General features: G+C 55.8%; 19 protein-coding genes. 12 read left to right on the forward strand and 7 right to left on the reverse strand.

The window, feature by feature from the left end:
• The first annotated feature begins 125 nt into the window (after positions 1–125).
• Positions 126–2,708, forward strand: a complete 2,583-nt coding sequence (locus ACEPLT_RS10150) for a bifunctional diguanylate cyclase/phosphodiesterase (RefSeq protein ID WP_232928866.1) — start codon at positions 126–128, stop codon at positions 2,706–2,708.
• A gap of 117 nt (positions 2,709–2,825) precedes the next feature.
• Here the strand turns inward: ACEPLT_RS10150 and uspF are convergent, their stop codons facing one another.
• Both uspF and ACEPLT_RS10160 read right to left on the reverse strand, forming a co-directional pair.
• Positions 2,826–3,260 carry a universal stress protein UspF gene (gene uspF, locus ACEPLT_RS10155; RefSeq protein ID WP_023344035.1) on the reverse strand — a complete coding sequence of 145 codons (435 nt, stop codon included), beginning with the start codon at positions 3,258–3,260 and terminating at the stop codon, positions 2,826–2,828.
• A gap of 253 nt (positions 3,261–3,513) precedes the next feature.
• Positions 3,514–4,185 (reverse strand): MgtC family protein, encoded by a 672-nt coding sequence (locus ACEPLT_RS10160; protein ID WP_025911395.1) that lies wholly within the window; start codon positions 4,183–4,185, stop codon positions 3,514–3,516.
• A gap of 454 nt (positions 4,186–4,639) precedes the next feature.
• Here ACEPLT_RS10160 and ACEPLT_RS10165 point away from each other — a divergent pair, with 454 nt between their 5' ends.
• Positions 4,640–5,845, forward strand: a complete 1,206-nt coding sequence (locus tag ACEPLT_RS10165) for an MFS transporter (RefSeq protein WP_232928868.1) — start codon at positions 4,640–4,642, stop codon at positions 5,843–5,845.
• Between the two features lie 20 nt (positions 5,846–5,865).
• Here ACEPLT_RS10165 and ACEPLT_RS10170 read toward each other — a convergent pair whose 3' ends face one another.
• A complete protein-coding gene (locus ACEPLT_RS10170) occupies positions 5,866–6,855 on the reverse strand; it encodes a 2-hydroxyacid dehydrogenase (RefSeq protein WP_008502392.1) in 990 nt (329 codons plus the stop codon).
• Positions 6,856–7,271: 416 nt separating this feature from the next.
• On the opposite strand from ACEPLT_RS10170, the gene ACEPLT_RS10175 reads away from it, so the two are divergent.
• The 5 genes from ACEPLT_RS10175 (at position 7,272) to ACEPLT_RS10195 (ending at position 11,669) form a co-directional block, all read left to right on the forward strand.
• Positions 7,272–7,976, forward strand: a complete 705-nt coding sequence (locus ACEPLT_RS10175) for a DUF4225 domain-containing protein (protein WP_232928870.1) — start codon at positions 7,272–7,274, stop codon at positions 7,974–7,976.
• A 2-nt stretch (positions 7,977–7,978) separates the two neighbouring features.
• Positions 7,979–8,302, forward strand: a complete 324-nt coding sequence (locus tag ACEPLT_RS10180) for a hypothetical protein (RefSeq protein WP_008502390.1) — start codon at positions 7,979–7,981, stop codon at positions 8,300–8,302.
• A gap of 214 nt (positions 8,303–8,516) precedes the next feature.
• On the forward strand, positions 8,517–11,156 hold the full coding sequence (locus ACEPLT_RS10185; RefSeq protein WP_232928872.1) for a YdbH family protein: 2,640 nt from the start codon (positions 8,517–8,519) through the stop codon (positions 11,154–11,156).
• Entirely contained in the window at positions 11,153–11,344 is a 192-nt protein-coding gene (locus ACEPLT_RS10190) for a YnbE family lipoprotein (protein ID WP_008502388.1), read from the forward strand. Before ACEPLT_RS10185 ends, ACEPLT_RS10190 begins: the two co-directional genes overlap by 4 nt.
• Before the next feature lie 7 nt (positions 11,345–11,351).
• The gene (locus ACEPLT_RS10195; protein ID WP_008502387.1) at positions 11,352–11,669 is read left to right on the forward strand and encodes a YdbL family protein; all 318 of its coding nucleotides are present in this window, start codon (positions 11,352–11,354) and stop codon (positions 11,667–11,669) included.
• On the opposite strand, the gene feaR is transcribed toward ACEPLT_RS10195, so the two are convergent.
• Positions 11,670–12,578: a transcriptional regulator FeaR gene (gene feaR / locus ACEPLT_RS10200; RefSeq protein WP_021241324.1), complete on the reverse strand. Its 909-nt coding sequence runs from the start codon at positions 12,576–12,578 to the stop codon at positions 11,670–11,672. It lies immediately after the preceding gene.
• A 241-nt stretch (positions 12,579–12,819) separates the two neighbouring features.
• Here feaR and ACEPLT_RS10205 point away from each other — a divergent pair, with 241 nt between their 5' ends.
• On the forward strand, positions 12,820–14,319 hold the full coding sequence (locus ACEPLT_RS10205) for an aldehyde dehydrogenase family protein (protein ID WP_021241325.1): 1,500 nt from the start codon (positions 12,820–12,822) through the stop codon (positions 14,317–14,319).
• An 88-nt stretch (positions 14,320–14,407) separates the two neighbouring features.
• Here ACEPLT_RS10205 and ACEPLT_RS10210 read toward each other — a convergent pair whose 3' ends face one another.
• The 3 genes from ACEPLT_RS10210 to paaZ all read right to left on the reverse strand — a co-directional run bounded on the left by ACEPLT_RS10210 (position 14,408) and on the right by paaZ (position 20,151).
• Positions 14,408–15,514, reverse strand: coding sequence for a GGDEF domain-containing protein (locus ACEPLT_RS10210; protein ID WP_023344047.1), 1,107 nt, complete (start codon positions 15,512–15,514; stop codon positions 14,408–14,410).
• Positions 15,515–15,632: 118 nt separating this feature from the next.
• Positions 15,633–17,906: a primary-amine oxidase gene (gene tynA / locus ACEPLT_RS10215; protein WP_039025619.1), complete on the reverse strand. Its 2,274-nt coding sequence runs from the start codon at positions 17,904–17,906 to the stop codon at positions 15,633–15,635.
• 205 nt (positions 17,907–18,111) lie between these two features.
• Positions 18,112–20,151: a phenylacetic acid degradation bifunctional protein PaaZ gene (gene paaZ, locus ACEPLT_RS10220; protein WP_232928874.1), complete on the reverse strand. Its 2,040-nt coding sequence runs from the start codon at positions 20,149–20,151 to the stop codon at positions 18,112–18,114.
• 285 nt (positions 20,152–20,436) lie between these two features.
• On the opposite strand from paaZ, the gene paaA reads away from it, so the two are divergent.
• Genes paaA through paaD form a run of 4 tightly spaced genes read left to right on the forward strand, consistent with a single transcriptional unit; the run spans position 20,437 to position 22,930 of the window.
• Positions 20,437–21,366: a 1,2-phenylacetyl-CoA epoxidase subunit PaaA gene (gene paaA / locus ACEPLT_RS10225; protein ID WP_447088374.1), complete on the forward strand. Its 930-nt coding sequence runs from the start codon at positions 20,437–20,439 to the stop codon at positions 21,364–21,366.
• 12 nt (positions 21,367–21,378) lie between these two features.
• The gene (gene paaB, locus ACEPLT_RS10230; RefSeq protein ID WP_045409990.1) at positions 21,379–21,666 is read left to right on the forward strand and encodes a 1,2-phenylacetyl-CoA epoxidase subunit PaaB; all 288 of its coding nucleotides are present in this window, start codon (positions 21,379–21,381) and stop codon (positions 21,664–21,666) included.
• 8 nt (positions 21,667–21,674) lie between these two features.
• Entirely contained in the window at positions 21,675–22,421 is a 747-nt protein-coding gene (gene paaC, locus ACEPLT_RS10235; protein WP_045409999.1) for a 1,2-phenylacetyl-CoA epoxidase subunit PaaC, read from the forward strand.
• 11 nt (positions 22,422–22,432) lie between these two features.
• Positions 22,433–22,930, forward strand: a complete 498-nt coding sequence (gene paaD, locus ACEPLT_RS10240) for a 1,2-phenylacetyl-CoA epoxidase subunit PaaD (protein ID WP_232928883.1) — start codon at positions 22,433–22,435, stop codon at positions 22,928–22,930.
• Positions 22,931–22,932: the final 2 nt, after the last annotated feature.

Raw genomic sequence — 22,932 nt, forward strand, 5'->3', positions numbered from 1 at the left:
ATCTGGATTGTAAAAATCAAATGTTCTTTAAGCTTAAGGGTTTTAACTATAAATTTTTATTATTCTTTGCCGATAAATAAAGGTGGCATAAAAATTGACGTATTAGCAGTATAAGAAGGCGAATGATGACCCTACCTCTGAACAATCCCGGTTTTACGGATGCCGAGCCTTCTAAGGGGCTGATAAATAAAACCTTTACCTATATAGTGACATTGTTGATAAGTATTTTCATTGCGGCAATAATTTCCCTGCTATTAATAAAAAATAATGTTAATAAAATCAGCGATAAGCACGATGAATTTTTGTTAAGGAAAGCCCTGGATTCCCGCCAGGAAAGCATGCGAAGTCACTTGAAAGATAATGCTGAATGGGGAGATGCCTACAAACATCTTCATTTGAACACTGACGTTCACTGGGCATGGGATAAGCAGAACCTGGGTAAGTCCCTGTATGACAACTTTGGCTACGAAGGGGTGTTTATTCTCTCCCCGGAAGGAACCACGCGATACAGCGTGCTTGACGGGAAACTGAAGCTTCAGGATCTCGGGCGCTGGTTAGATAAATCAATCAAGGAGCGATTACTCCGTGAGGTGAGCGTTAACAATGGATTGCCGGTTTCTATACTCACGCTTATCGATTCCGTTCCAGCCATTGTTTCTGCTGAATGGATAACAACGGGCGATGACGCGAGCGTGCAACCCTTGCCGGGGAAACCGTCGGTAATGGTGTTTGTAGACAAGTTAACGGCTAAAAAACTCCTCGCGATTGGGCAGGATGCCGGTATTAAAAATGTTCGTACGTCACCTGATGCAATCACTTCTCAAATAAACAATCAAACAGAATTTACCTTAAGCACCCAGAATGGTGATGTGCAAATTATCTGGGACGGTGAAAATCCCGGCCAGGCGTTGATTATTTATTTTTTACCATTACTCATTCTTTCAGTTATTCTGACGGTATCGATGACGGTTATTCTCATGCGCCATATTATGCAGAAGGCGAGAATGCTTGACGAAAATACCTTTCTCCTCGAGCAGGCGCGGTTGAATCTTATCACCAGTGAAAAACGATTCCGGGACGTCAGTGAAACAACCAGCGACTGGTTCTGGGAAACAGATTTATCGTTAAAGATAACCTGGCTTTCAGGTCGTTTTTCTACAGTAACGGGATATGAAAATAGCAAATGGATAGGCCGCAGGCTGGATGAGCTCTTTCCTTCTACAACCGGATTATTACAAGACTGTGTGAGGTTCAGGGAATTAACTGAACGCTTTGAATTTAAGAACTGTCCTTATATTCATGCGCAACAATCTACGGCCTATTGCACGCTTCTGGCAAAGCTTTCTGCTCAGCCTGATGGAACGGTGGTTTTGCGAGGCGCGGCAACCGACGTTTCTCTGGAAGTTGAAGCAACTAAACGGGTGGAGTTCCTGTCACGTCATGATGAATTAACCGGTCTGCCGAACCGCTATCATATTAAGGAATTTCTGGCAGGCCAGTTGGCTAAAGAAGACCTTAACCATTATCCCTTTGCCATGATTTGCCTCGATTTAGACAAGTTTAAACCCGTCAATGATATTTTTGGGCACTCCACGGGGGATGCGCTGCTTGGCGAGGTCGCTCTACGTCTTAAAAATTGCGTTCGTCGAGGTGATTTTGTCGCACGGCAGGGAGGGGATGAATTTATGCTTCTTCTCGGCAATACCAGCCAAAAAGACCAGATTGATGAGGTGTGTCACCGCATCGTACAGGAACTCAACCGTCCTTTCTCCATTGAGGGTAATGATGTCGCAATAGGCGTAAGCATGGGGATTGCGCTGGCTCCCCTGGATAGCAGCAGCGCAAACGATCTTTTACGCTATGCCGATATTGCGCTTTACCAGGCTAAGCAATCCGGCAGAAACAGATGGGTCTATTATCGCCCGGATATGTCGGAAAAGTTAACTGAACGGAGAAAACTGGAACTCGAACTGAAAACCGCGATTCGCGAAGAGCAACTCTATCTGGTGTACCAGCCCCGTTATAACCTCCGATATTCTAAGATAGAGGCCGTCGAAGCGCTGGTACGTTGGCAGCACCCGCACCGAGGGACGATGATGCCCGATCAGTTCATCCCGCTGGCTGAAGAAACAGGTCTGATTATTAACCTCAGCAACTGGGTCATACGCAAAGCGTGTGCGGAGACAAAAGATAAATTGCCGGGGCTATCGGTATCCGTAAATATTTCCGCTATCGAATTCCAGGCAAGCGATCTTGCTGAAAGGATAAAAGAGATCCTGCACGAAACAGGGCTAGAACCTGACCGACTGGAAATAGAAGTGACGGAAAATGTCACGCTTTCCGATCCTGAAAAGACCTTGCAGACCATGAAGGCTCTCAAAAAAATGGGCGTCCGTATTTTGATTGACGATTTCGGTACCGGCTATGCCTCTCTGAGCTATCTCCGGAAGTTTCAGTTTGATGGACTCAAGCTCGACAAGAGTTTTATTTTTACCCTGGCCGATTCGCCACAGAACCAATCAGTCGTAGAAAAAATTATCGATCTGGGTAAGGCCTATTCAATGGCGGTCACTGCAGAAGGGGTGGAGACCACCGAACAGCTCTCTTTTCTTAAAAAAAATAGATGTGATGAAGTTCAGGGCTACTTGCTTGGAAAACCGGCCGCCATTACGGAATTAAATTTAAACGCAAACAGAATAGATCTTTAAAGTGTGCTTCCATCAGCTTCGCACGCTTTACGCCGGGAAGCGAAAATGAAAAACCGGGCTTCTCGCCCGGTTTTTTGTCATCTGCTATCTGACCGTATACTGAGACGCAAGCGCGTTCTATCTAACGACCAGCACAGGGCATTTCGCATGCCGCACCACTGCCGCAGCGTTCGAACCCAACAGATAGGTCGAGATGTCCGGCTTATGAGAGGCAATGATGATCAGGTCGGCGTCGATTGTGTCAGCGAGCTTAAGGATTTGATCCTTAGGCGATCCCGTCACGGCGTGGGTCTGTATCTTATCTGCAGGAATTTTGAATTGCTTAACAATCTCATCCAGTTTCGCTAAAGCAGCGTGCTGGAATTCTTTCATCTTCGGCATTTCCACGGAGTAGGCCAAACCTAACGATGAATAATAGGGAAGCGATGGAATGACAGTAAGAAAGTGGACCTTGGCCGTGTTAAGTGCGGTGTGTGCCTGAACGAACGGGATAACCATGTGCGTCAGGCTATCCTCGGAAATGTCAATGGGAACCAAAATTGAGTTGTACATGTGTCCCTCCTGAGTGTTTTTCACACAACTCAAGGTAGATCGTTAATTTCAGCAAAACAGAGAGCAGGGTGTCATAACGGGTACAAATTTCTGTTCTGTGATATTCGTCCGGTCGAACCTGCCTCTGAATTCGTCAAAGTAGTGTGACAAAAAACGTCTTTTGAACGGGACATCCTGGGATTCATCGGCCCACGTCACTGCCCATTTCTGCAAAACGGGAAGCCTCAACCGGGCGCAATGCCCGGTATCGTATTCATATTGCGTGGCAGCTTACGGAAGCCATAATTTTATTCCCGCCGATATTACCCATAATTAGCTCGAGTAATTTCCGGTATTCCTCACGGGTCATCACCTCGGCCCGTATTTCGGTTTTTCCTTCTGCTTGCGCCGTATCGCAATAAATGGCTTTCAGACTCAACGTCAACTCTTTCGCCATGTTGACCACACTCTGCCGCACCGCATCTTCATGCTCGTCATCACAGGTGATTTTCAGGACATAGCATTTTTCGCCTTCATGGAGCGCGGGCAGTTGATTAATCCGCTGCGCAGCTTCGCGAAGCAGGATGTTGGCGCACAGAATAATCACGCTGGCCATACCGGCATTCCAGAATTGACCTAATCCACATAGCACGCCAATTCCGGCCGAACACCACAGTGTCGCGGCGGTATTAAGACCGCGAATATTCATTCCCTCACGCATAATAACGCCAGCGCCAAGAAAACCTATTCCGGAGACAATCTGCGCTGCAATACGCCCCGGGCTATCGGGTGACGTCGAGAGGGAACTTAAAATAAACACGGCCGCACCCGTTGCAACCAGAGCATTGGTACGAAGCCCGGCCATACGCTGGCGCCACTGTCTTTCCGCGCCAATAATTGCGCCCAGCAGCATCGCTGCGAGCAGATGAGAGATATAAGGGAACATCAGCCTGTCGCCTGTTAACATGGTTACACGATAAGCGTCAGCGCTTCACAAAGCACAATATGACGCCGTTAAAACGCAAAGCATGTCAGCGCGAGGGCGGTGGAAAGAGTGAATGATGAAACATGAACATCGCGATGCCCCAAAAATTTGGTCGTTCTTAATGTATTGGGATGCAATCACGTCAAGAGGATTGCTGCCCACCGTTAAGGCAAGCAGCGAGAAAATCGCGTCAGCTTACCTTCGTATCAACGATAAAATGGCTTTCCAACGAAGGACTCCTGTGAAATTTTTTGCCAGTATAAGCAGGCGCAATAATGAGTAAAGTAAAAAAACAGCGCCCTTGATGTATTGTTTAAGTTTGCAGGGAATATTTTTCAGACGTCATCTGATTTTCAAAAATACCCGGTATACTGCATTTTGCTTATTTCAGGCAATAACAGGCAAGGCAGGAAGTATGTCTCTTCGTTCGCTGCGGGCGTTATGCCTGACAAGTTTTTTCATTGCTGATGTTCGTGATGGTCTGGGGCCTTTCCTCGGTATTTTCCTGACCGAACGCCACTGGACCCCTGATGATATCGGCATCCTGATGACGGCCGGCGGGCTGGCGGGGTTACTGGCCACGCTGCCGGCGGGATTCATCACCGACACCTCGCGCAGCAAGCGGACCGTGCTGGCGCTGGTGTGCCTGCTCATCACTCTTAGCACGCTCTTGCTCTGGTTTAGCCAGCAGAGCGCTGTTGTCGCCGTTTCGCAAATTGTCTCCGGTATCTGCGCGGCGTTTGTCGGTCCGCTGATCGCCGGAATTACCCTGGGGCTGACCGGCCAGAGCGGGTTCAGCGCGCAGATGGGCAGAAACGAGGCGTTCAATCACGGCGGCAACTTTGTTACTGCACTGATCGCGGGCGGCATTGCGTGGTACTGGGGCGTGGGCGGGATTTTCCTGCTGATGACCAGCACCACGCTGCTAACGCTGTGTGCGCTGCTTGCCATTCGCAACAGCGATATCGATAACGACGCGGCGCGCGGGCTGTCCTCTTCAGCGAGCCTGCCGGTCCCCGGTTTTGCGGTGCTGATGAAAAACCGGGCGCTGTTTGTGACCGGGCTGACGCTGCTGCTGTTCCACCTGGCGAACGCCGCGCTGCTGCCGATGCTGAGCATGAGGGTTGCCGCGGCACCTGCCGCGATCAACCCCGGTTTGTATGCGGCAGGTACCGTCATCATTTCTCAGGCCGTGATGATCCCCGTCGCCATCTGGGCCTCGCGTCGGATCGAACACTATGGCTACTGGCGCTTGATTATGCTGGCGCTGCTGGTTATGCCGGTGCGTGCGGCGCTGGCGGCATCCACGGATGCGCCGTTAATGATGATCCCGGTACAAATTCTCGACGGCCTGGCCGCCGGGATCCTGGGTGTCGTCGTACCGTCGTTTATTGTGGTGCTGCTGCGCGGAAGCGGGCACGTCAATGCCGGCCAGAGCGTGGTGATGTTGATGCAGGGAGTAGGGGCATCCATGAGTCCGGCATTAACCGGGACGATCGCCGGTCATTACTCGTTTGCGACGGCATTCAGTGTCCTGAGCGCGATTGCGCTGGCTGCCGTCCTGCTCTGGTGGCGCGTTGCGCACCGGAGCTGGGAAACAAACGCGCCGGGTGAGGCTTAGCCGCCCACCCGGCGTAGCACTTAAGCCAGCTCGTTAGGGCACGCTTCGCCCTTTTCCAGCTGCTGCAGGTTCCCCAGCGTGGTTTCAGAAATGCTGATCAGCGCTTCGGCCGTCAGAAACGCCTGGTGACCGGTAAACAGCACGTTATGGCAGGCAGAGAGGCGACGGAACACGTCGTCCTGGATGACGTCATTAGACTTGTCTTCAAAGAACAGATCGCGTTCGTTCTCATACACGTCCATCCCCAGCGCGCCAATCTTCTGGGTCTTCAGGGCTTCGATAGCAGCCTGAGAATCAACCAGCCCGCCGCGGCTGGTGTTGATGATCATCACGCCATCCTTCATCTGGTCAAACGCCGCCTGGTTAAGCAGGTGATAGTTTTCCGGGGTCAGCGGACAGTGCAGAGAAATCACGTCGGACTGCGAGAACAGGGTCGGCAGGTCGACGTACTCCACGCCCAGATCCAGCGCTGCGGCGCTTGGGTACGGATCGAATGCCAGCAGACGCATGCCAAAGCCTTTCAGAATGCGCAGGGCAGCCACGCCAATTTTACCGGTGCCGATTACGCCAGCGGTTTTGCCGTACATGGTAAAGCCGGTCAGCCCTTCCAGCGAGAAGTTGGCGTCACGGGTGCGCTGATAAGCGCGGTGAATACGACGGTTGAGGGACATCATCATGCCAATCGCATGTTCAGCCACCGCTTCCGGGGAGTACGCCGGAACGCGCACCACCTTCAGACCCAGCTCTTTTGCCGCGTCGAGGTCCACATTGTTGAAGCCCGCACAGCGCAGGGCGATGTACTTCACCCCCTGTTTTTTCAACTCTTCCAGCACCGGGCGACTGCCGTCATCGTTTACGAAAATGCAGACGCCTTCACAGCCGTGCGCCGTTTTGGCGGTTTTTTCGGACAGCAGAAAGTCGAAAAATTCAAGCTCAAACCCGTAAGCCTCGTTAACATGTTGCAGATACTTTTTGTCGTACTGCTTTGTGCTGTATACCGCGAGTTTCATAAGACTTTCTCCAGTGATTTTGCATTCACGTTAGCATGATTAAAATTATCTTACAATTTCTAAAATATTATTGAATTCAATAAGTTCTATCAATTATTCTAGAGCATATGTGCACCCTAACTCCATGATATTCATATCCACCGATTTCTTAAGCGGGACTGACACCAGCGACATGTCTGCTTGTTTTACTCTAAGGGGGCTATGGGGGAGACTAAAGTCACAACAAGTGCGTATGTTTGGGTAAGTGGTTTCCCAATGCTTGAAAATGTGACTACCTTTAGCTGTTAAAATGACGTAGCTCTTTGAATGTCCTAACATCGAAGGTAGTATTATTACTATCATTTTAAAATGACAGGGAGACCGAATGTACAACCATAATCGGGATAAAAGTCATTTCGAAGAGAAAGTCTTAGAGATTGAAAATCTTGCGCAGCGAATTGCCACAAAGCATTTGCTTTATGGTACCGCTGGTATGTTTTTTTGAAACTCAACAACTTGTTGCTCACCTGAGAAGGGAGATCGAGTCGCATTGCTTGACCTGGTCAGGCGGGATTCAATTACTTGATGAACAGATACATCATCTTAAGGAACAGGATGATTTACTCACCTTCAATAAAGCTAAGTTATTTATTGTTGTTGAAAAAAACCGAACAACAACGACGACTTTAGCGCTTAAACAGATCGGTTTCGTTGCCGGTGGGGCGCAAGTGTATGGGGGCGCTAGTTTATGCGTCGGTTCGCTGGGTCTGGCCTGTGCTGCGTATGGTGCACCTATGATTACTCATGGGCTAAACAACATGTATGAAAATGGATACTATCTTCTTTATCGTGAAGATCGGTCTGGCACGCTAAGAGATGCTTATCGTTACGTAGCAGCGAAACTCGGCTATGGGAATAATGAAGCTGATATTGTCTATGGAGTAGTTGATATCTCTTTATCAGCCTATGGCGCGGGCAGGAGAGTACTGGCTCCCCGAGAAAAATCCTGGAGTCTGTTTCGCAACATTGAATCTGATTATATCAGAGGATGGCAAGAGGCTTCTAAAACAGCGATGGCTCTGGATTTAACCAGTGGAAGCGTCACAGGTTGGCAGATGTACCAGATAGCTAAAGAGAATTAATTATGTCGGAACAATTCGAGTTGTCATTAACCCCACCGATTCTACCTGCCGTATGCTATTTTATTGTATCTATTGTCGTTTTTTTCTTGTTGTACCTCGGGAAACTCAAGGTCAACAGGCTTCATAAATATCCTCTGTTCATTGCCTATACGCTATTTGTGATAGCCATCGCAGCCATTCAAATTAACGTTTTTGCCAACGGCTATGAGTTTGTTAGCGGTTTTTTACATATTGATTTTGATCCCTGGCGGTACGACTCGGTGTATTGGGGGTCATTGATATTCGCCATGCTTTACCTGCTGGCAATGCCACGGAATAGGTATTAATGTCGCAAATCTGCTCTGCGATTATTCTTGAACTTATGCGTAACCAATTGAACCGAAACTATATTCTTTAGGTTACGCATAGCAAAAAAATTACCGCTTACTACTACAGCATCTATTCTTAACTTGGCGTCAACTTCAACTCAACCGCTAAACATGCGACAATGATCGGCACTGCCGGCTTAATTCTTTCGCTAAATCAGGACATTAACTGCCCATGAAGGGTAAATACAAAGCCGCTCTTGCGCTTTTACTGCTGTTCGTACTGTTGCCGCTGACGCTGCTGATGACGCTCGCCCAGTGGGTGCCGACGCTCGCCGGGATCTGGCTGCCCGTCGGGACGCGCATCGCGTTCGAAGAGAGCCCAAAACTGACTCGCCACGCGCTGGTGATCCCCGATCTTCGCTATCTGGTGGAAGACTGCGAAATTGCCCGCATCGATAACGTGACGCTGTCACACCCCAGCCGCTGGAAGCTGGATATCGGCGCGCTGGATCTTAACACCGTCTGCCTGAGCAAAATTCCCCAGTCGGCGCCCTCAACGGTCGCCCCCAAAACGCTGGCGCAATGGCAGGCTGTGTTACCCAATACCTGGCTCACGATTCACCGTCTGACGCTGTCGCCCTGGCAGCAGTGGCAGGGCGAGCTGCAGGCGTCGCTAACCCCGTCCAGCCAGGAGATCGCCTATAAAGGCGAGCAGGTCAGCATTAAAGGCACGCTTCGCGGTCAGACGCTCTCGGTCAGCCAGTTCGATGTTCAGCTCCCGGATCAGCCGCAGCCGATTAAGCTGGTGGGCGAGTTTACCCTGCCGCTGGTGCCGGACGGCGTGCCGGTGAAAGGCCACGCGGTGGCGACCTTTAACGTGCCACAGTTAACGTCTCTGGTCGATGCCGATCTCGACTGGGAAGACAATCAGGGACAGCTGGTGGTGATGGCGAGAGACAACCCCGATCCGCTTCTCGACCTGCCGTGGCAGATCACGGCGGAACAGCTCAACATCAGCGACGGGCGCTGGAACTGGGATCTCTCGGGTATGCCGCTGAGCGGGCGGGTGTCCCTTCGCGCCGACAACTGGCAGCAGGGGCTGGAGAAAGCCACCCTGACCGGACGACTGAACGTGTTGACGCAAGGCGATGCGGGTAAAGGCAACGCGGTACTGAATATTGGGCCCGGCAGGCTCAGCATGGAAAACAGCGACATGCCCCTGCACCTGAGCGGCGAGGCGAAGCAAAACGATCTCATTCTTTACGCCAAGTTACCGGCAAAACTGACCGGCAGCCTGTATGAACCGCAGCTCGCTTTTGAGCCGGGCGCGCTGCTTCGCTCGCGCGGGCGCATCATTGACTCGCTCGATATCGATGAAATCCGCTGGCCGCTGGCGGGCGTGAAGCTCACCCGGAAGGGGGTGGACGGTCGTTTACAGGCGATTCTGCGCGCCCATGAAAACGAGATGGGCGATTTTGAACTCCACCTGGACGGTCAGGCTAACGACTTTTTACCCGATAACGGCCTGTGGCAGTGGCGCTACTGGGGCAAAGGCGGCTTTACGCCGATGCATGCCCGCTGGGATGTCGCCGGGAAAGGCGAGTGGCGCGACAACCTTATTGAGCTGACGGCACTCTCCACCGGCTTTGACAAGCTTCAGTATGGCACGATGGAGGTCAGCACGCCGCGTCTGGTGCTGGATCGGCCTGTACGCTGGCTGCGCGATGCCGAAAAACCAACCTTCAGTGGGGCGTTGTCGCTCAACGCAGGGCAAACCCGTTTCTCCGGCGGCAGCGTGTTGCCGCCCTCGGTCCTGACCTTCAGCGTCGACGGCACCGACCCGACGATTTTTCAGTTTAAGGGTGACCTCCATGCGGACAACATCGGCCCGGTACAGGTTAACGGACGCTGGGATGGCGTGCGCCTTCGCGGGCAGGCCTGGTGGCCGAAACAGTCTCTCACCGTATTCCAGCCGCTTATTCCGCCGGACTGGAAAATGACGCTGCGCGGTGGGGAGCTTTATGCGCAGGTCGCCTTCTCGGCGGCGGCCGATCAGGGCTTTGAAGCGGGCGGGCACGGAGTGCTGAAATCCGGCAGCGCCTGGATGCCCGATAACCAGATTAACGGCGTCGATTTTGTGCTGCCGTTCCGCTTCAGCGAGGGAACCTGGTCTCTGGGCACGCGCGGACCGGTCACGTTGCGCATTGGCGAAGTGGTAAACCTGGTGACCGCGCGCAACATTACCGCGGATTTACAGGGCGATTATCCCTGGACGGAGGACAATCCGCTGCTGCTCACCAACGTGAAGGTGGAAACCCTCGGCGGGAAGATCACCATGCAGCAGCTGCGGATGCCGCAGCACGATCCGGCCCTGCTGCGCGTGGACAATATCTCATCGAGCGAGCTGATTAGCGCCGTCAATCCAAAACAGTTTGCCATGTCGGGGCCGGTCAGCGGGGCGCTGCCGTTCTGGCTGGACAACGAAAAATGGATCATTAAGGATGGCTGGCTGACCAACCCGGGGCCTATGACGCTGCGCATCGACAAAGATACGGCCGACGCCATCGTGAAAGACAATATGGTCGCGGGCGCCGCGATTAACTGGCTCCGCTATATGGAAATTTCGCGTTCGTGGACGAGAATCAATTTAGATAACCTGGGTGAATTAACCATGCAGGCGACCATCAAGGGGACCAGCCGGGTCGATGGCAAGAGCAGCTCCGTCAACCTGAACTATACCCATGACGAGAATGTCTTTACCCTCTGGCGCAGCCTGCGTTTTGGAGACAATCTGCAAACCTGGTTTGAGCAACACGCGGCGATACCCGGTCTCCGCAGTTCGACTGGCAAGGAAAGTGAGGAACAACAATGAAAAAGATGGCTGGTGCGCTCACCGTTGCCGTTGCCGCGCTACTGTCCGGCTGTACGCCGCGCATTGAAGTCGCTGCACCAAAGGAGCCGATTACCATCAACATGAATGTCAAAATCGAACATGAGATCCACATTAAGGTCGATAAAGACGTTGAAACTTTGCTGAAATCGCGCAGCGATCTGTTCTGAGGACGCCATGAAACGAGTAGCTCTGATTTTACTGGCGCTGGGGATGAACGTGCAGGCGGCTACGCTCACCCTAAATGACGCCCGGGCGCAGGGGCGCGTGGGGGAAACCCTCAGCGGTTATCTTGCCCCGATTCAACAGGACGCCGAAACGCTGGCGCTGGTTAATCGCATTAACGCGGCGCGCACGGAAAGCTACCAGAAACTGGCTGACAGCAATAATTTGCCGGTCGATGAAGTGGCCAAAATGGCAGGGCAGAAACTGGTTGCCCGCGCGCAGCCGGGCGAGTACGTGAAGGGCATTAACGGAAAGTGGCTCAAAAAATAGCTAGCGGTAGCGCTTGCGGTATTCACCCGGCGAAACGCCAAAGCGCTGCTTAAACGCCGTTGAAAAATGGCTATGGTCGGTGAACCCCCAGCTGTAGCCAATCCCCGCCAGCTTTTCGTCATCACCGGCTGCGCGCAGCACCTCCGCGCAGCGATCCAGGCGGCGGTTTTTAATGTACTGCGCAACCACCAGCCCCTTCTCGGCAAACATACGGTAAAGGCTGCGCACGGACATTCCGCTCTCGGCGGCAATCCACTCCGGACGCAGCGATTCAGACTGAATGTGGTCGTCAATCAGCGCCACCACATGCTGGAACTGGCGCTCCTTACGCGGCTGAATGATTTCGCGCTGCTGGAAAGCGGGGCGCAGCAGGCAGATCATCGCTTCGAGCGCCGCTTCACTCTCCCGGTCACTCAGGCTGGCATTGCTCATGCTCTCCATCAACAGGCGATGGCTCAGCTGCACCGTGGGCAGCGTGCGGGAAAGGGCGGTGGCGCAGCTTATCTCCTGAAAACGGCACTGCTGCTCAATAATCTGACGGGGAACCAGGAGCGAAATCTGGCGGGATTTTTCCTGCCAGTTGATCGAGCAGGGGCGTGAGGCGTCAATCAGCGTGATATCCCCGGTTCTGAGTACCGCGCGACGGTCATCCTGCTCAATCTCCGCGCTGCCTTCGAGCTGAAACACGGTATAGAACCAGGCATCGTTACTCTGTTTGATCTCCTCACGGGAGCGGAACAGGTTGACACCGCCGGCGGTGACGGTGCTGAGCTTCAGGCTGCGCGCATAGCTGGTCTCCAGCTCGCCATAGAATCTGCCCCCGGTGGGCTGCGCGTTAAAACGCCCGCAAACCTGGTTAATTTGCGCCAGCCACTGCTGATACTGTTCCTGCTCGCTTGCACACGCCATCGTTTCTCTCACTGCACCGTCAACGTTTTCGCATTGTTGCATTTGTGTTGCATTTTGTCAGAGCTATGAGGCTGACTATAGGAAAGAACACTCACCGGTAACAGCGATATAAGCGGCAATTATCGCGATTTGCGGCGCCTGTCACAGGTGGCAAAGCGAATGTCACAGAGACAAAAGCGAGAATGCAAAACCCCTCTTAGACTGGATGAACACCCTACGAAGAATAACGAAGGAGTATCCTATGTCTGAATCACTGGTGGCTATTCAGCCTGCCGTGCAACAATTTTTAGACCGACAGCATGGCCTGTGGATTGAAGGGCGTCAGGCCGCGTCGGACAGTGAAAAGCGGCTTAATGTCTACAACCCGGCCACGGGCGAGGTGATTGCCTCAACTGCCGATGCCAGCGTCGACGACGTTGATCGTGCCGTCATGTCCGGCTGGCGCGCCTTTGTGGCCCGTACCTGGGCAGGAAAGCTCCCGGCGGAGCGCGAGCGGATCCTGCTCCATTTCGCCGATCTCGTCGAACAGCACGGCGAGGAGCTGGCTCAGCTTGAAACGCTGGAGCAGGGCAAGTCCATCAACATCTCCCGTGCCTTTGAAGTCGGCTGCACCCTGAACTGGATGCGCTATACCGCCGGGCTGACCACCAAAATTGCGGGCAAAACCCTCGATCTCTCCATCCCGCTACCGCAGGGGGCACGCTATCAGGCGTGGACGCGTAAAGAGCCGGTTGGCGTGGTGGCCGGAATTGTGCCCTGGAACTTCCCGCTGATGATTGGCATGTGGAAAGTGATGCCAGCGCTGGCCGCGGGCTGCTCTATCGTCATTAAGCCGTCGGAAACCACGCCGCTGACCCTGCTGCGCGTGGCGGAACTCGCCAGTGAAGCGGGCATCCCGGACGGGGTGTTCAACGTGGTGACCGGCAGCGGCGCGGTGTGTGGCGCAGCGCTGACCTCGCACCCGCATATTGCGAAGGTGAGCTTTACCGGCTCAACGGCGACGGGTAAGCAAATTGCCCGCGCGGCGGCGGACACGCTCACCGGGGTGACCCTCGAGCTCGGCGGGAAAAACCCGGCAATTGTACTCAAGGATGCGGACCCGGCGTGGGTGATCGAAGGCCTGATGACCGGCAGCTTCCTGAACCAGGGGCAGGTGTGCGCGGCCAGCTCGCGTATCTACATAGAGGCGCCGCTGTTTGACACGCTGGTCGGCGGGTTCGAACAGGCGGTGAAATCCCTGAGCGTCGGGCCAGGCATGTCGCCGGAGGCGTTTATCAACCCGCTGGTGTCACGTGCGCACTGCGACAAGGTGCAGTCTTTCCTTGATGAGGCGACGTCGCGCAACGCGGAGCTGATCGTCGGTAACCGTGGTCCGGAGGGCAAAGGCTATTACGTGTCGCCGACGCTGGTGGTGAACCCGGATGCCTCGCTGCGGCTCACCCGCGAAGAAGTATTCGGTCCGGTGGTCAACCTGGTACGCGTCGCCGACGGGGAAGAGGCGCTCCAGCTGGCAAATGACACCGAATATGGCCTGACGGCCAGCGTCTGGACGCAGAATATCAGCAAGGCGCTGGAGTATACCGATCGGCTGCAGGCGGGCACCGTGTGGGTGAACAGCCATACGCTGATCGACGCCAACCTGCCGTTCGGCGGGATGAAGCAGTCCGGGACAGGGCGTGACTTTGGCCCGGACTGGCTGGACGGCTGGTGTGAAACCAAGTCGGTGTGCGTGCGGTATTAAAAAGCAAGCCGGGTGGCGGCTACGCCTTACCCGGCCTACAACGACTCGAACCGTAGGCTGGGTAAGCGCAGCGCCACCCGGCTTTTATCTACAGCGACCACCGATCCCGCCCGGCCTCTTTCGCCCGATACAGCGCCGCATCGGCGCGGGCGATAATCTCGGTGCCCGCGAGTCCCCCCGCCATCCCCGCAATCCCCATGCTCACGGTGACATGGTCGCTGACCGTCGAGGCGCCGTGCGGTATGGCCTCTGCGCGAAGGCCGTCCTGGATACGCAGGGCGACCTTTTCAGCGATGTTCTCCGGGCAATTAAACAGAATCACCAGAAACTCTTCGCCGCCGTAGCGTGACACCACATCCTCAGGTGTGCGCACCGACTGCTTAAGCACGCGCGCCACGCGCGTCAGACAGTCGTCACCCGCCTGGTGCCCGTAGGTGTCGTTGTAGCGCTTGAAGTAGTCGATATCCAGCATAATCAGCGAGAAGGGCTTCTTCTGCTCAACCGCGTTCTCCAGCACCACCTCCATTTTCCGTCGATTGGCGGTTTTGGTTAACGGGTCCTGATGCGCCAGCGCATCCAGCCGCGAAATCAGCAGCTGATTCTGCTGGTTACGTCGCCAGGCTTCGTCAAACCAGCTCAGCAGAATAAAACGCCCGCAGATCAGGATCAGCGTAAAGACGCTCCAGATAACAACGAAGTGAAGGTTGAGACCATCGTTTCGTATCCAGCTTGCTATCGGCAGGGTGATCCAGAGCGGGAGTACAAAGGCGAGCAGCCCTTCAGGGTAGAAATAGAGCGCCGTCAAACCGGCGAGTAACAGAATAACGCACAGCGGCCAGACGTGCGGGAGCAGCAGCTGGGTGATAAACCAGAAGCAGGAGACCGACCAGATGGCGCTGCAGATAAACAACACCACGCTGATGCCGGCGATGCGCCGCCAGGCCATAAGGATCAGCGCAGCCGAGAGGATGATAATACCGAGCATGGAGGCATCGACGATTCTCGTCAGCTGCGGCGAGTGGGGATAAAGAGGATCGCTGGCCTTAAGCAGAACGTGTCGCAGCAGAATCATCACCGCGAAGCTGATATTGACGAAGGCCAGCCACGGCAGGTTCATCGCCAGTCCATGCATGACCATGGCCTGGCGCGTTGGCCAGGTTGCCCGTTCCAGCGTCGGTTTTTTTCTTTTTTCCATAAAGCCCTTTCCCGTCCGGGGGATAAATCATGCAGGTGAGATATCAGTAACTATAAGCAAGCCAGGACGATCCTCAAACGCCAGGGCAAAAAAAACCGGGCAATTGCCCGGCGGATGGTTATTTTTCGTCTTTTTTCTTCCCGAGCGTTGGCGTCTCGTCGAAGAAATTCCACGGTTTAAGCAGGGTATGCACCCATTCCGTCGGCATGATCGGCCACTCCTCCGCGCGTGCCACGTGGGTGGTGCCGGTGGTCATCCAGACCACGTCATCCTGATCGTTCAGCGACTCGTTATCCTTGCTGTACTGCCCAAGGCCCGTGTCGTGGATGGAGCGGTTCGGGAATTTCCCTTCCGGGTAGAGCTCATCCGGATGATAACGGGTCACCCACAGCTGTTTGTCCATAAAGCTCAGGCGATGGTAAATCCACTCGTCCGGTGCAAATTTCGCGCCGGTCGCCACCGGGTGCGTGCCGCCCGCGTAAGGGATAATCTGGTACGAGACCGGGTTGCCCATGCGGTTCTCTTTACTTGTGTTGCTCAGCAGTCGAATGGTGCCCGGGTCGAATTTCTGTGCCGCCTGCTGCTCGGTATCAATATCGTACTGATTGATCTGCATGGTGCTGGTGCGCGGACCCCCGGCGGTATTCGGCTTCACTTCCGGATCCATCGCCACCAGCTTGTTGTTGATGCCGTCCACGTCCATATCAAGACGGAAGTTGTAGATGTGCTGGTGCGTGGTGCCCACGATGTTGTGGTCGATCAGCGTGCCGTATTTTGTATCGTCTTTGGCGGTGGCGTCGTGCATGGTTTTCGCCTGCACGCCTTTCACCGCCTCGATACCCGTCGCGCCGGCATCAATGCCGATGGTGCCATTTTCATGAAACACCCAGTCGAAGATGTAATCGTAGTTGCCCACGGTACTCACCCAGCGCACCACCAGTTCGCGGCGCTCGGTGCTGACGTTAGGCTGGCCCATCTCCTGATGCTTATATTCCGGCCCCGCGTAGCGTTCGAAAATCGCAATCGCGCGCGGGATCTCCATCGGCGCGCCGGTGTAGTCCGGGATAGTTTCGTTGAGCATCACCGCGTTGGACGGCACGTCTTTCCCGCGCACCAGCGGCGAGGTCAGGGTGCCCATGCCGTAGTCGCCGGAATCAAGATAGGCCTTGAAGTACCAGCCCACGTCCGGATCGCCGTAAGGAACGATCATGCCGCCGAGCGACCCCTGATACATAATCTGGCGTTTTTTGCCGTTGTCGTTATACGTGACGGTTGAAATCATCGGGCCGACGCGGGAGTCCAGGCTCAGGTGGAAATCCCAGTTCTGCCAGTGCACCATATCGCCGGTAATGGTGTAGTTCTTGCCTTCCGGCTCAATGATGTCGAGCGGTTTTTTTGGCGTCTCTATACGGTCGCGGCCATCGTAGGGGCGCGGCGTCATCGGAACCGGAACAACGGCACCTTCCTCAATCTTCTGGATTTTCTTCTGCTCAAGATCGACCACGGCCACCAGGTTTTCAATCGGGTGCGCCCAGTAGTTGCCGTCGCCGACATCCAGATAGCTCACCACCTTCAGCAGGCGATCTTCCTGCTTCAGGCCGTCTTTACCGTCGAAATAGCCGACGGTCAGCGGCGTGGTAATCACTTTTTTCGGGTCGGTGATGCCGTGTTTTTTAAGCACCCCGGCAAACTCCGTGCTCTCGTTAACGATCTGCTGCACTGCAGTGAAATCATCCAGCAGCACCATGCCGTGCGCGTCTTTCACCGGCTCCCAGCGCAGGATTTTTTTATCCTTCAGATCCACCACGCTTTCGATGACGTGCTTCCCATCGAGCATCACAATCTTTGCCTGACGCGGGGCATCCACAGCCGTACCGTTAAGCACAAAGTCCCACACTTTGGCTTTCTCTGGCTCAGCAAGGGCAATCTGGGTAAAGCGGGTATTCGGTTTAAAATCCGCCGAGGCTTTGACAATCTCAACGGCTTGCTTAATTTCGTCCGCCGTCAGCGCGTTCAGCGGGTGAGGGCGTTTTTCAACCTGGAAAGTCTGGTCAAGACCGGACTGGAAAACATCATTGATGAAGCTGTCAGAGATAAAGGCTTTCTTGCCTTTCATCACCACCGGCACCTCGAGCTTGAGGGTTTTCCCGTTGACGATGGCGGTTTTAGCGCCCGGTTTGACCTTCACAAAGGCACCGTCTTTCGCAATGGTGAACATCTGTGCGTAATCATCCCATTGCACGTCCGCGCCAAAGTCCTGCAGCGTTTTGTCCATTGGGACCATATGCGCCTCGCTGCCGTGGGCGAAAACAGGGGATTGCCAGGCGCAACACAGCGCAACGGCCATAGCCAGTGCCGTTCTACGGGCAGAAAAAGAAGAATTGCTTCCCATCGTAGACCTCATCTTGTTGTGTTTATAGTGTTGTGACAGCCCTATCCTGACAGGCGCCTGAGAAAAGCGTTTGCCTGCATCTGCCAGATTATTTGCCAGTCTTGCCAGGTTAAAAAAAGAGCGGGGCGATGTCACACCCCGGCTGGTCGTCGTAGGCCGGGTAAGCATCGCGCCACCCGGCAGGAAAGGCGGTGAAGGGAAGGTGTCAGAAATCCCCCTGCTGGCGCGCCACCAGCGTCAGGATGGAGTAGAGCGCCACGGCCTGCTGGTGCTGGTTGAAGATCTCAACCGCCCATTCCACCACGCCGGTTGGTTTTTCCTCAGCACTGCGTTGTTTCTTCAGCGTTTTACGCTTGCAGGTCAGACGCACCTGAATGGTATCGCCCGGTTTAACCGGCTCGATAAAGCGCAGGTTTTCCATGCCGTAGTTGGCAATGACAGGCCCAACGCCCGCATCAACGAACAGCCCTGCCGCGGCGGAAATCAGGAAGTAGCCGTGCACCACGCGCTCGCCAAAGATCGACTCTGCCGCGCCGATCTTGTCCATATGGGCGTAAAAGTGGTCGCCGCTCAGGCAGGCAAAATTCACGATGTCCGCTTCCGTCAGGGTGCGGCGCGGCGTCAGCAGGCTGTCGCCCGGCTGCAGCTCCTCAAAGTATTTGCGGAACGGATGCACGCGATCTTCCTGCACCGCTGCGCCACGCACCCACTGCTTGCCGATGGCGGCCAGCATGGTTGGACTGCCCTGAATCGCGGTGCGCTGCAGGTAGTGCTTCACCGCGCGCAGGCCGCCCAGCTCTTCGCCCCCGCCCGCACGTCCGGGACCGCCGTGCACTAGCTGTGGCAGAGGGGAACCGTGGCCGGTGGATTCTTTCGAGGCTTCCTCGTTGAGGATCTGAATACGCCCGTGGGCGCGCGCCGCGCCGAGAATAAACTGGCGGGCAATGTCCAGCTCTGCGGTGACCAGCGTGCCTGCCAGGCTGCCGCCGCCCGCGCGGGCAAGCTGCATTGCGTGCTGTGCGTTGCGATACGGCATCAGCGTCGCAACCGGGCCAAAAGCTTCGGTTGAGTGCACTGCCGGAGTTTCATCCGGCTGCGGGCAGAACAGCAGGGTCGGCGGGAAGAACGCGCCCGCGGCCTGCAAATCCGCTTTGCCGCCCAGGCGGACCTGGCAGCCTGCGGCGATCAGCCGATCCACTTTCTCCTGCACGTCCGCACGCTGTTCGGCGTTGACCAGCGCGCCCATCTTTACCCCTTCCTGCGCCGGGTCGCCCACCACCACCTTTTCCAGGCGGGCAACCAGCGCCTGGCTCACGGCGTCAATCTGGCTCTGCGGGACGATAATGCGGCGAATGGCCGTACATTTCTGCCCGGCTTTGGCGGTCATTTCGCGCACCACTTCCCGAATGAACAGGGCAAATTCCGGCTGCTCCGGCGTGACGTCTTCCCCCAGCACGCAGCAGTTCAGGGAGTCGGCTTCCATCGTGAACGGAATGGCATTCGCCACAATATTCGGGTGCACGCGCAGGCTTTGCCCGGTGCTGGCGGAGCCGGTAAAGGTGACCACGTCCTGGCTGTCGAGCTGGTCCAGCAGATCGCCCGCGCCGCCGCAGATCAGGCTGAGAGCGCCGTCCGGCACCAGCCCGCTGTCGACGATGGATTTCACCATCGCCTGCGTCACCTGCGCGGTAGCGGTGGCAGGTTTGATGATGGCGGGCATGCCCGCAAGCCAGGTCGGGGCCAGTTTTTCCAGCATTCCCCAGCAGGGGAAGTTAAAGGCGTTGATGTGCACCGCCACGCCGGACTTCGAGGTCAGAACGTGACGCGCGGCAAAGCCGCCTTCTTTCGACAGCGGGATCGGCTCGTCTTCCGGCCACACGGTGTCATCCGGCAGCTCGCGGCTGCCCAGGCTGGCGTAAGTGAAGAGGGTGCCGATGCCGCCTTCGATATCGACCCAGCTGTCTGCTTTTGTCGCCCCGGTCTGGGCGGACAGGGCATAAAACGTCTCTTTCTCGCTAAGAAGGTGCTTTGCCACCGCCTTCAGCATGGCCGCGCGTTCGATAAAGGTCATCGCGTGAAGCGCTTCGCCGCCGCGCTCAATCGCATAGCGACGGGCGGCCGCCATGTCCAGCCCTTCGCTGGTCACGCTCCACAGCGCTTCGCCACTGATGGCGTGATGAATAGTGCGTTCGCGGCCCCGGCCAGACTGCCAGGTGCCGGACAAGAAGCTGGCTAACTGCTGCATCGCTTATCTCCAAATGTTACGTGATTTACCCATTAATAGTTTGATCGTGAATCATAAAAATCAAGCTGAGTTTTTAATGAATTGTTAACGATGTGATCTGGATGGATGAATCACAGAATACCAAGGCCCGCTTATCAAGGCTTGTAGTAAAAGCCTTGCGAGCAGCATCACAAAACAAGCAAACAATTCTTGGGGTTGTATTTAACCTTTGTGTAACTTTTAAAAAACAAAGTGATTCAACATTACGCTTTAATTTGCAAACTAACGAATCATAAAGGTGATGACGTGACGCAAGAACAACGGTTTGAGCAGCGCATAGCGCAGGAGACGGCGATTGAGCCTCAGGACTGGATGCCTGACGCCTACCGTAAGACGTTGATCCGCCAGATTGGCCAGCATGCGCACTCCGAAATTGTCGGCATGCTGCCGGAAGGGAACTGGATCGCCCGCGCCCCGACGCTGCGCCGTAAGGCGATCCTGCTGGCGAAAGTGCAGGACGAAGCCGGACACGGGCTTTACCTCTACAGCGCGGCGGAAACGCTGGGCTGCGCGCGGGAAGACATCTACCAGAAGATGCTCGACGGCAAGATGAAATACTCCTCCATCTTCAACTATCCGACCCTGAGCTGGGCCGATATCGGCGTGATCGGCTGGCTGGTGGACGGCGCCGCCATCGTCAACCAGGTGGCGCTGTGCCGCACCTCTTACGGTCCGTATGCCCGCGCGATGGTGAAAATCTGTAAAGAAGAGAGCTTCCACCAGCGTCAGGGCTTTGAAGCCTGCATGGCGCTGGCGCAGGGCAGCGAGGCTCAGCGCCAGATGCTGCAGGACGCCATCAACCGCTTCTGGTGGCCCGCGCTGATGATGTTCGGGCCGAACGACGACAATTCGCCGAACAGCGCCCGCAGCCTGGCCTGGAAAATCAAACGCTTTGGCAACGACGAGCTGCGCCAGCGCTTTGTCGACAACACGGTGCCGCAGGTGGAGATGCTGGGCATGACGGTGCCCGATCCCGACCTGCATTTTGATGAAGAGCGCGGTCATTATCGCTTCGGCGAGATTGACTGGCACGAGTTTGACGAGGTCATTAACGGGCGCGGCATCTGCAACCACGAACGCCTGGCCGCGAAACGTAAAGCCTGCGAAGAGGGCGCGTGGGTGCGGGAAGCCGCGCTGGCGCACGCCGAAAAACAACGCGCCCGTCAGGCCGCTTAAGAGGAAATAAGCATGAGCAATGTCTACTGGCCGCTGTACGAAGTGTTCGTACGCAGCAAACAGGGGTTGTCCCACCGTCACGTGGGCAGTCTGCATGCCGCCGACGATCGCATGGCGCTGGAAAATGCGCGTGATGCCTATACCCGCCGCAGCGAAGGCTGCTCTCTCTGGGTGGTTAAGGCGAGCGAGATTGTCGCCTCCCAGCCGGAAGAGCGCGGCGAGTTCTTCGACCCGGCGGAAAGCAAGGTTTACCGCCATCCGACGTTTTACACCATCCCTGACGGCATCGAGCATATGTGAGGCAAAGAATGAATTCAGTGACTGCCTATGCCCTGCGTCTGGGCGACAACGGTCTGGTGCTTTCTCAGCGTCTCGGCGCCTGGTGCGGCCACGCGCCGGAGCTGGAAATCGATCTCGCGCTCGCCAATATCGGTCTCGACCTGCTGGGACAGGCGCGCAATTTCCTGACCTATGCCGCGGAGCGGGAAGGCCAGGGCGATGAAGACACGCTGGCGTTTGGCCGCGACGAGCGCCAGTTCCGCAACGTCCTGCTGGTGGAGCAGCCGAACGGCAGCTTCGCCGACACCATTGCCCGCCAGTACCTGATGGATGCCTGGAACGTGGCGCTGTATGAACGCCTGGCCCAAAGCCGCGACGGCCAGCTTGCCGCCATTGCCGCCAAAGCGATTAAAGAGGCGCGCTACCACCTGCGCTTCAGCCGCGGCTGGCTGGTGCGGCTGGGCGACGGGACAGAAACGTCTGCGCAAAAAATGCAGCAGGCCATCGACAGCCTGTGGCGTTTTACGGCCGAGCTGTTTGACGCCGATGACGTCGAGCGCGAGCTGATTGAGTCCGGCGTGGCGGTTGACCCGCGCCTCCTGCGCCAGCCGTGGGAAAGCGAAGTGTATGCCGGTCTGAATGAAGCCTGCCTGCAGGTGCCCGCCGAGGTGGCGTACCGCACCGGGGGCAAGCAGGGGCTGCACACCGAACATCTGGGCCCGATGCTGGCGGAAATGCAGTATCTCCAGCGCGCGTATCCCGGCCAGCAGTGGTAAAGGAGAACGCTATGCAAAGCCTCGTCGACATCGCGCCTGCGCAAATCCCGCAGATCTGGGCGCTGTTAAGCCAGATCCCGGACCCGGAAGTGCCGGTGTTAACCATCACCGATTTAGGCATGGTGCGCAGCGTGAAGGCGCAGGGGGAAGGCTGGGTCATCGGCTTCACGCCCACCTACTCGGGCTGCCCGGCAACGGAACACCTGCTGGGGGCGATCCGCGAGGCGATGACCGCGCACGGCTTTACCCCGGTGCACATTGTGCTCCAGCTTGAACCCGCCTGGACCACCGACTGGATGACCCCCGACGCGCGCGAGCGCCTGCGGGCGTACGGCATCAGTCCACCGGTGGGGCATAGCTGTCACGCGCACGCCCCGGTGGAGGTGAGCTGCCCGCGCTGCGCCAGCACCGACACCGCGCTTATCAGTGAATTTGGCTCGACGGCCTGCAAAGCGCTCTACCGCTGCAATTCCTGCCGTGAGCCCTTCGACTATTTCAAATGTATTTGAGG

The sequence above is a fragment of the Enterobacter sp. fkY84-1 genome (genome assembly GCF_052974705.1).

Bases quoted from the DNA above. Each gene is read 5' to 3' on its own strand.
- ACEPLT_RS10150 (WP_232928866.1), top strand. From the start codon at position 126: ATGACCCTACCTCTGAACAATCCCGGTTTTACGGATGCCGAGCCTTCT.
- uspF (WP_023344035.1), bottom strand. From the start codon at position 3,260: ATGTACAACTCAATTTTGGTTCCCATTGACATTTCCGAGGATAGCCTG.
- ACEPLT_RS10160 (WP_025911395.1), bottom strand. From the start codon at position 4,185: ATGTTCCCTTATATCTCTCATCTGCTCGCAGCGATGCTGCTGGGCGCA.
- ACEPLT_RS10165 (WP_232928868.1), top strand. From the start codon at position 4,640: ATGTCTCTTCGTTCGCTGCGGGCGTTATGCCTGACAAGTTTTTTCATT.
- ACEPLT_RS10170 (WP_008502392.1), bottom strand. From the start codon at position 6,855: ATGAAACTCGCGGTATACAGCACAAAGCAGTACGACAAAAAGTATCTG.
- ACEPLT_RS10180 (WP_008502390.1), top strand. From the start codon at position 7,979: ATGTCGGAACAATTCGAGTTGTCATTAACCCCACCGATTCTACCTGCC.
- ACEPLT_RS10185 (WP_232928872.1), top strand. From the start codon at position 8,517: ATGAAGGGTAAATACAAAGCCGCTCTTGCGCTTTTACTGCTGTTCGTA.
- ACEPLT_RS10190 (WP_008502388.1), top strand. From the start codon at position 11,153: ATGAAAAAGATGGCTGGTGCGCTCACCGTTGCCGTTGCCGCGCTACTG.
- ACEPLT_RS10195 (WP_008502387.1), top strand. From the start codon at position 11,352: ATGAAACGAGTAGCTCTGATTTTACTGGCGCTGGGGATGAACGTGCAG.
- feaR (WP_021241324.1), bottom strand. From the start codon at position 12,578: ATGGCGTGTGCAAGCGAGCAGGAACAGTATCAGCAGTGGCTGGCGCAA.
- ACEPLT_RS10205 (WP_021241325.1), top strand. From the start codon at position 12,820: ATGTCTGAATCACTGGTGGCTATTCAGCCTGCCGTGCAACAATTTTTA.
- ACEPLT_RS10210 (WP_023344047.1), bottom strand. From the start codon at position 15,514: ATGGAAAAAAGAAAAAAACCGACGCTGGAACGGGCAACCTGGCCAACG.
- tynA (WP_039025619.1), bottom strand. From the start codon at position 17,906: ATGGGAAGCAATTCTTCTTTTTCTGCCCGTAGAACGGCACTGGCTATG.
- paaZ (WP_232928874.1), bottom strand. From the start codon at position 20,151: ATGCAGCAGTTAGCCAGCTTCTTGTCCGGCACCTGGCAGTCTGGCCGG.
- paaB (WP_045409990.1), top strand. From the start codon at position 21,379: ATGAGCAATGTCTACTGGCCGCTGTACGAAGTGTTCGTACGCAGCAAA.
- paaC (WP_045409999.1), top strand. From the start codon at position 21,675: ATGAATTCAGTGACTGCCTATGCCCTGCGTCTGGGCGACAACGGTCTG.
- paaD (WP_232928883.1), top strand. From the start codon at position 22,433: ATGCAAAGCCTCGTCGACATCGCGCCTGCGCAAATCCCGCAGATCTGG.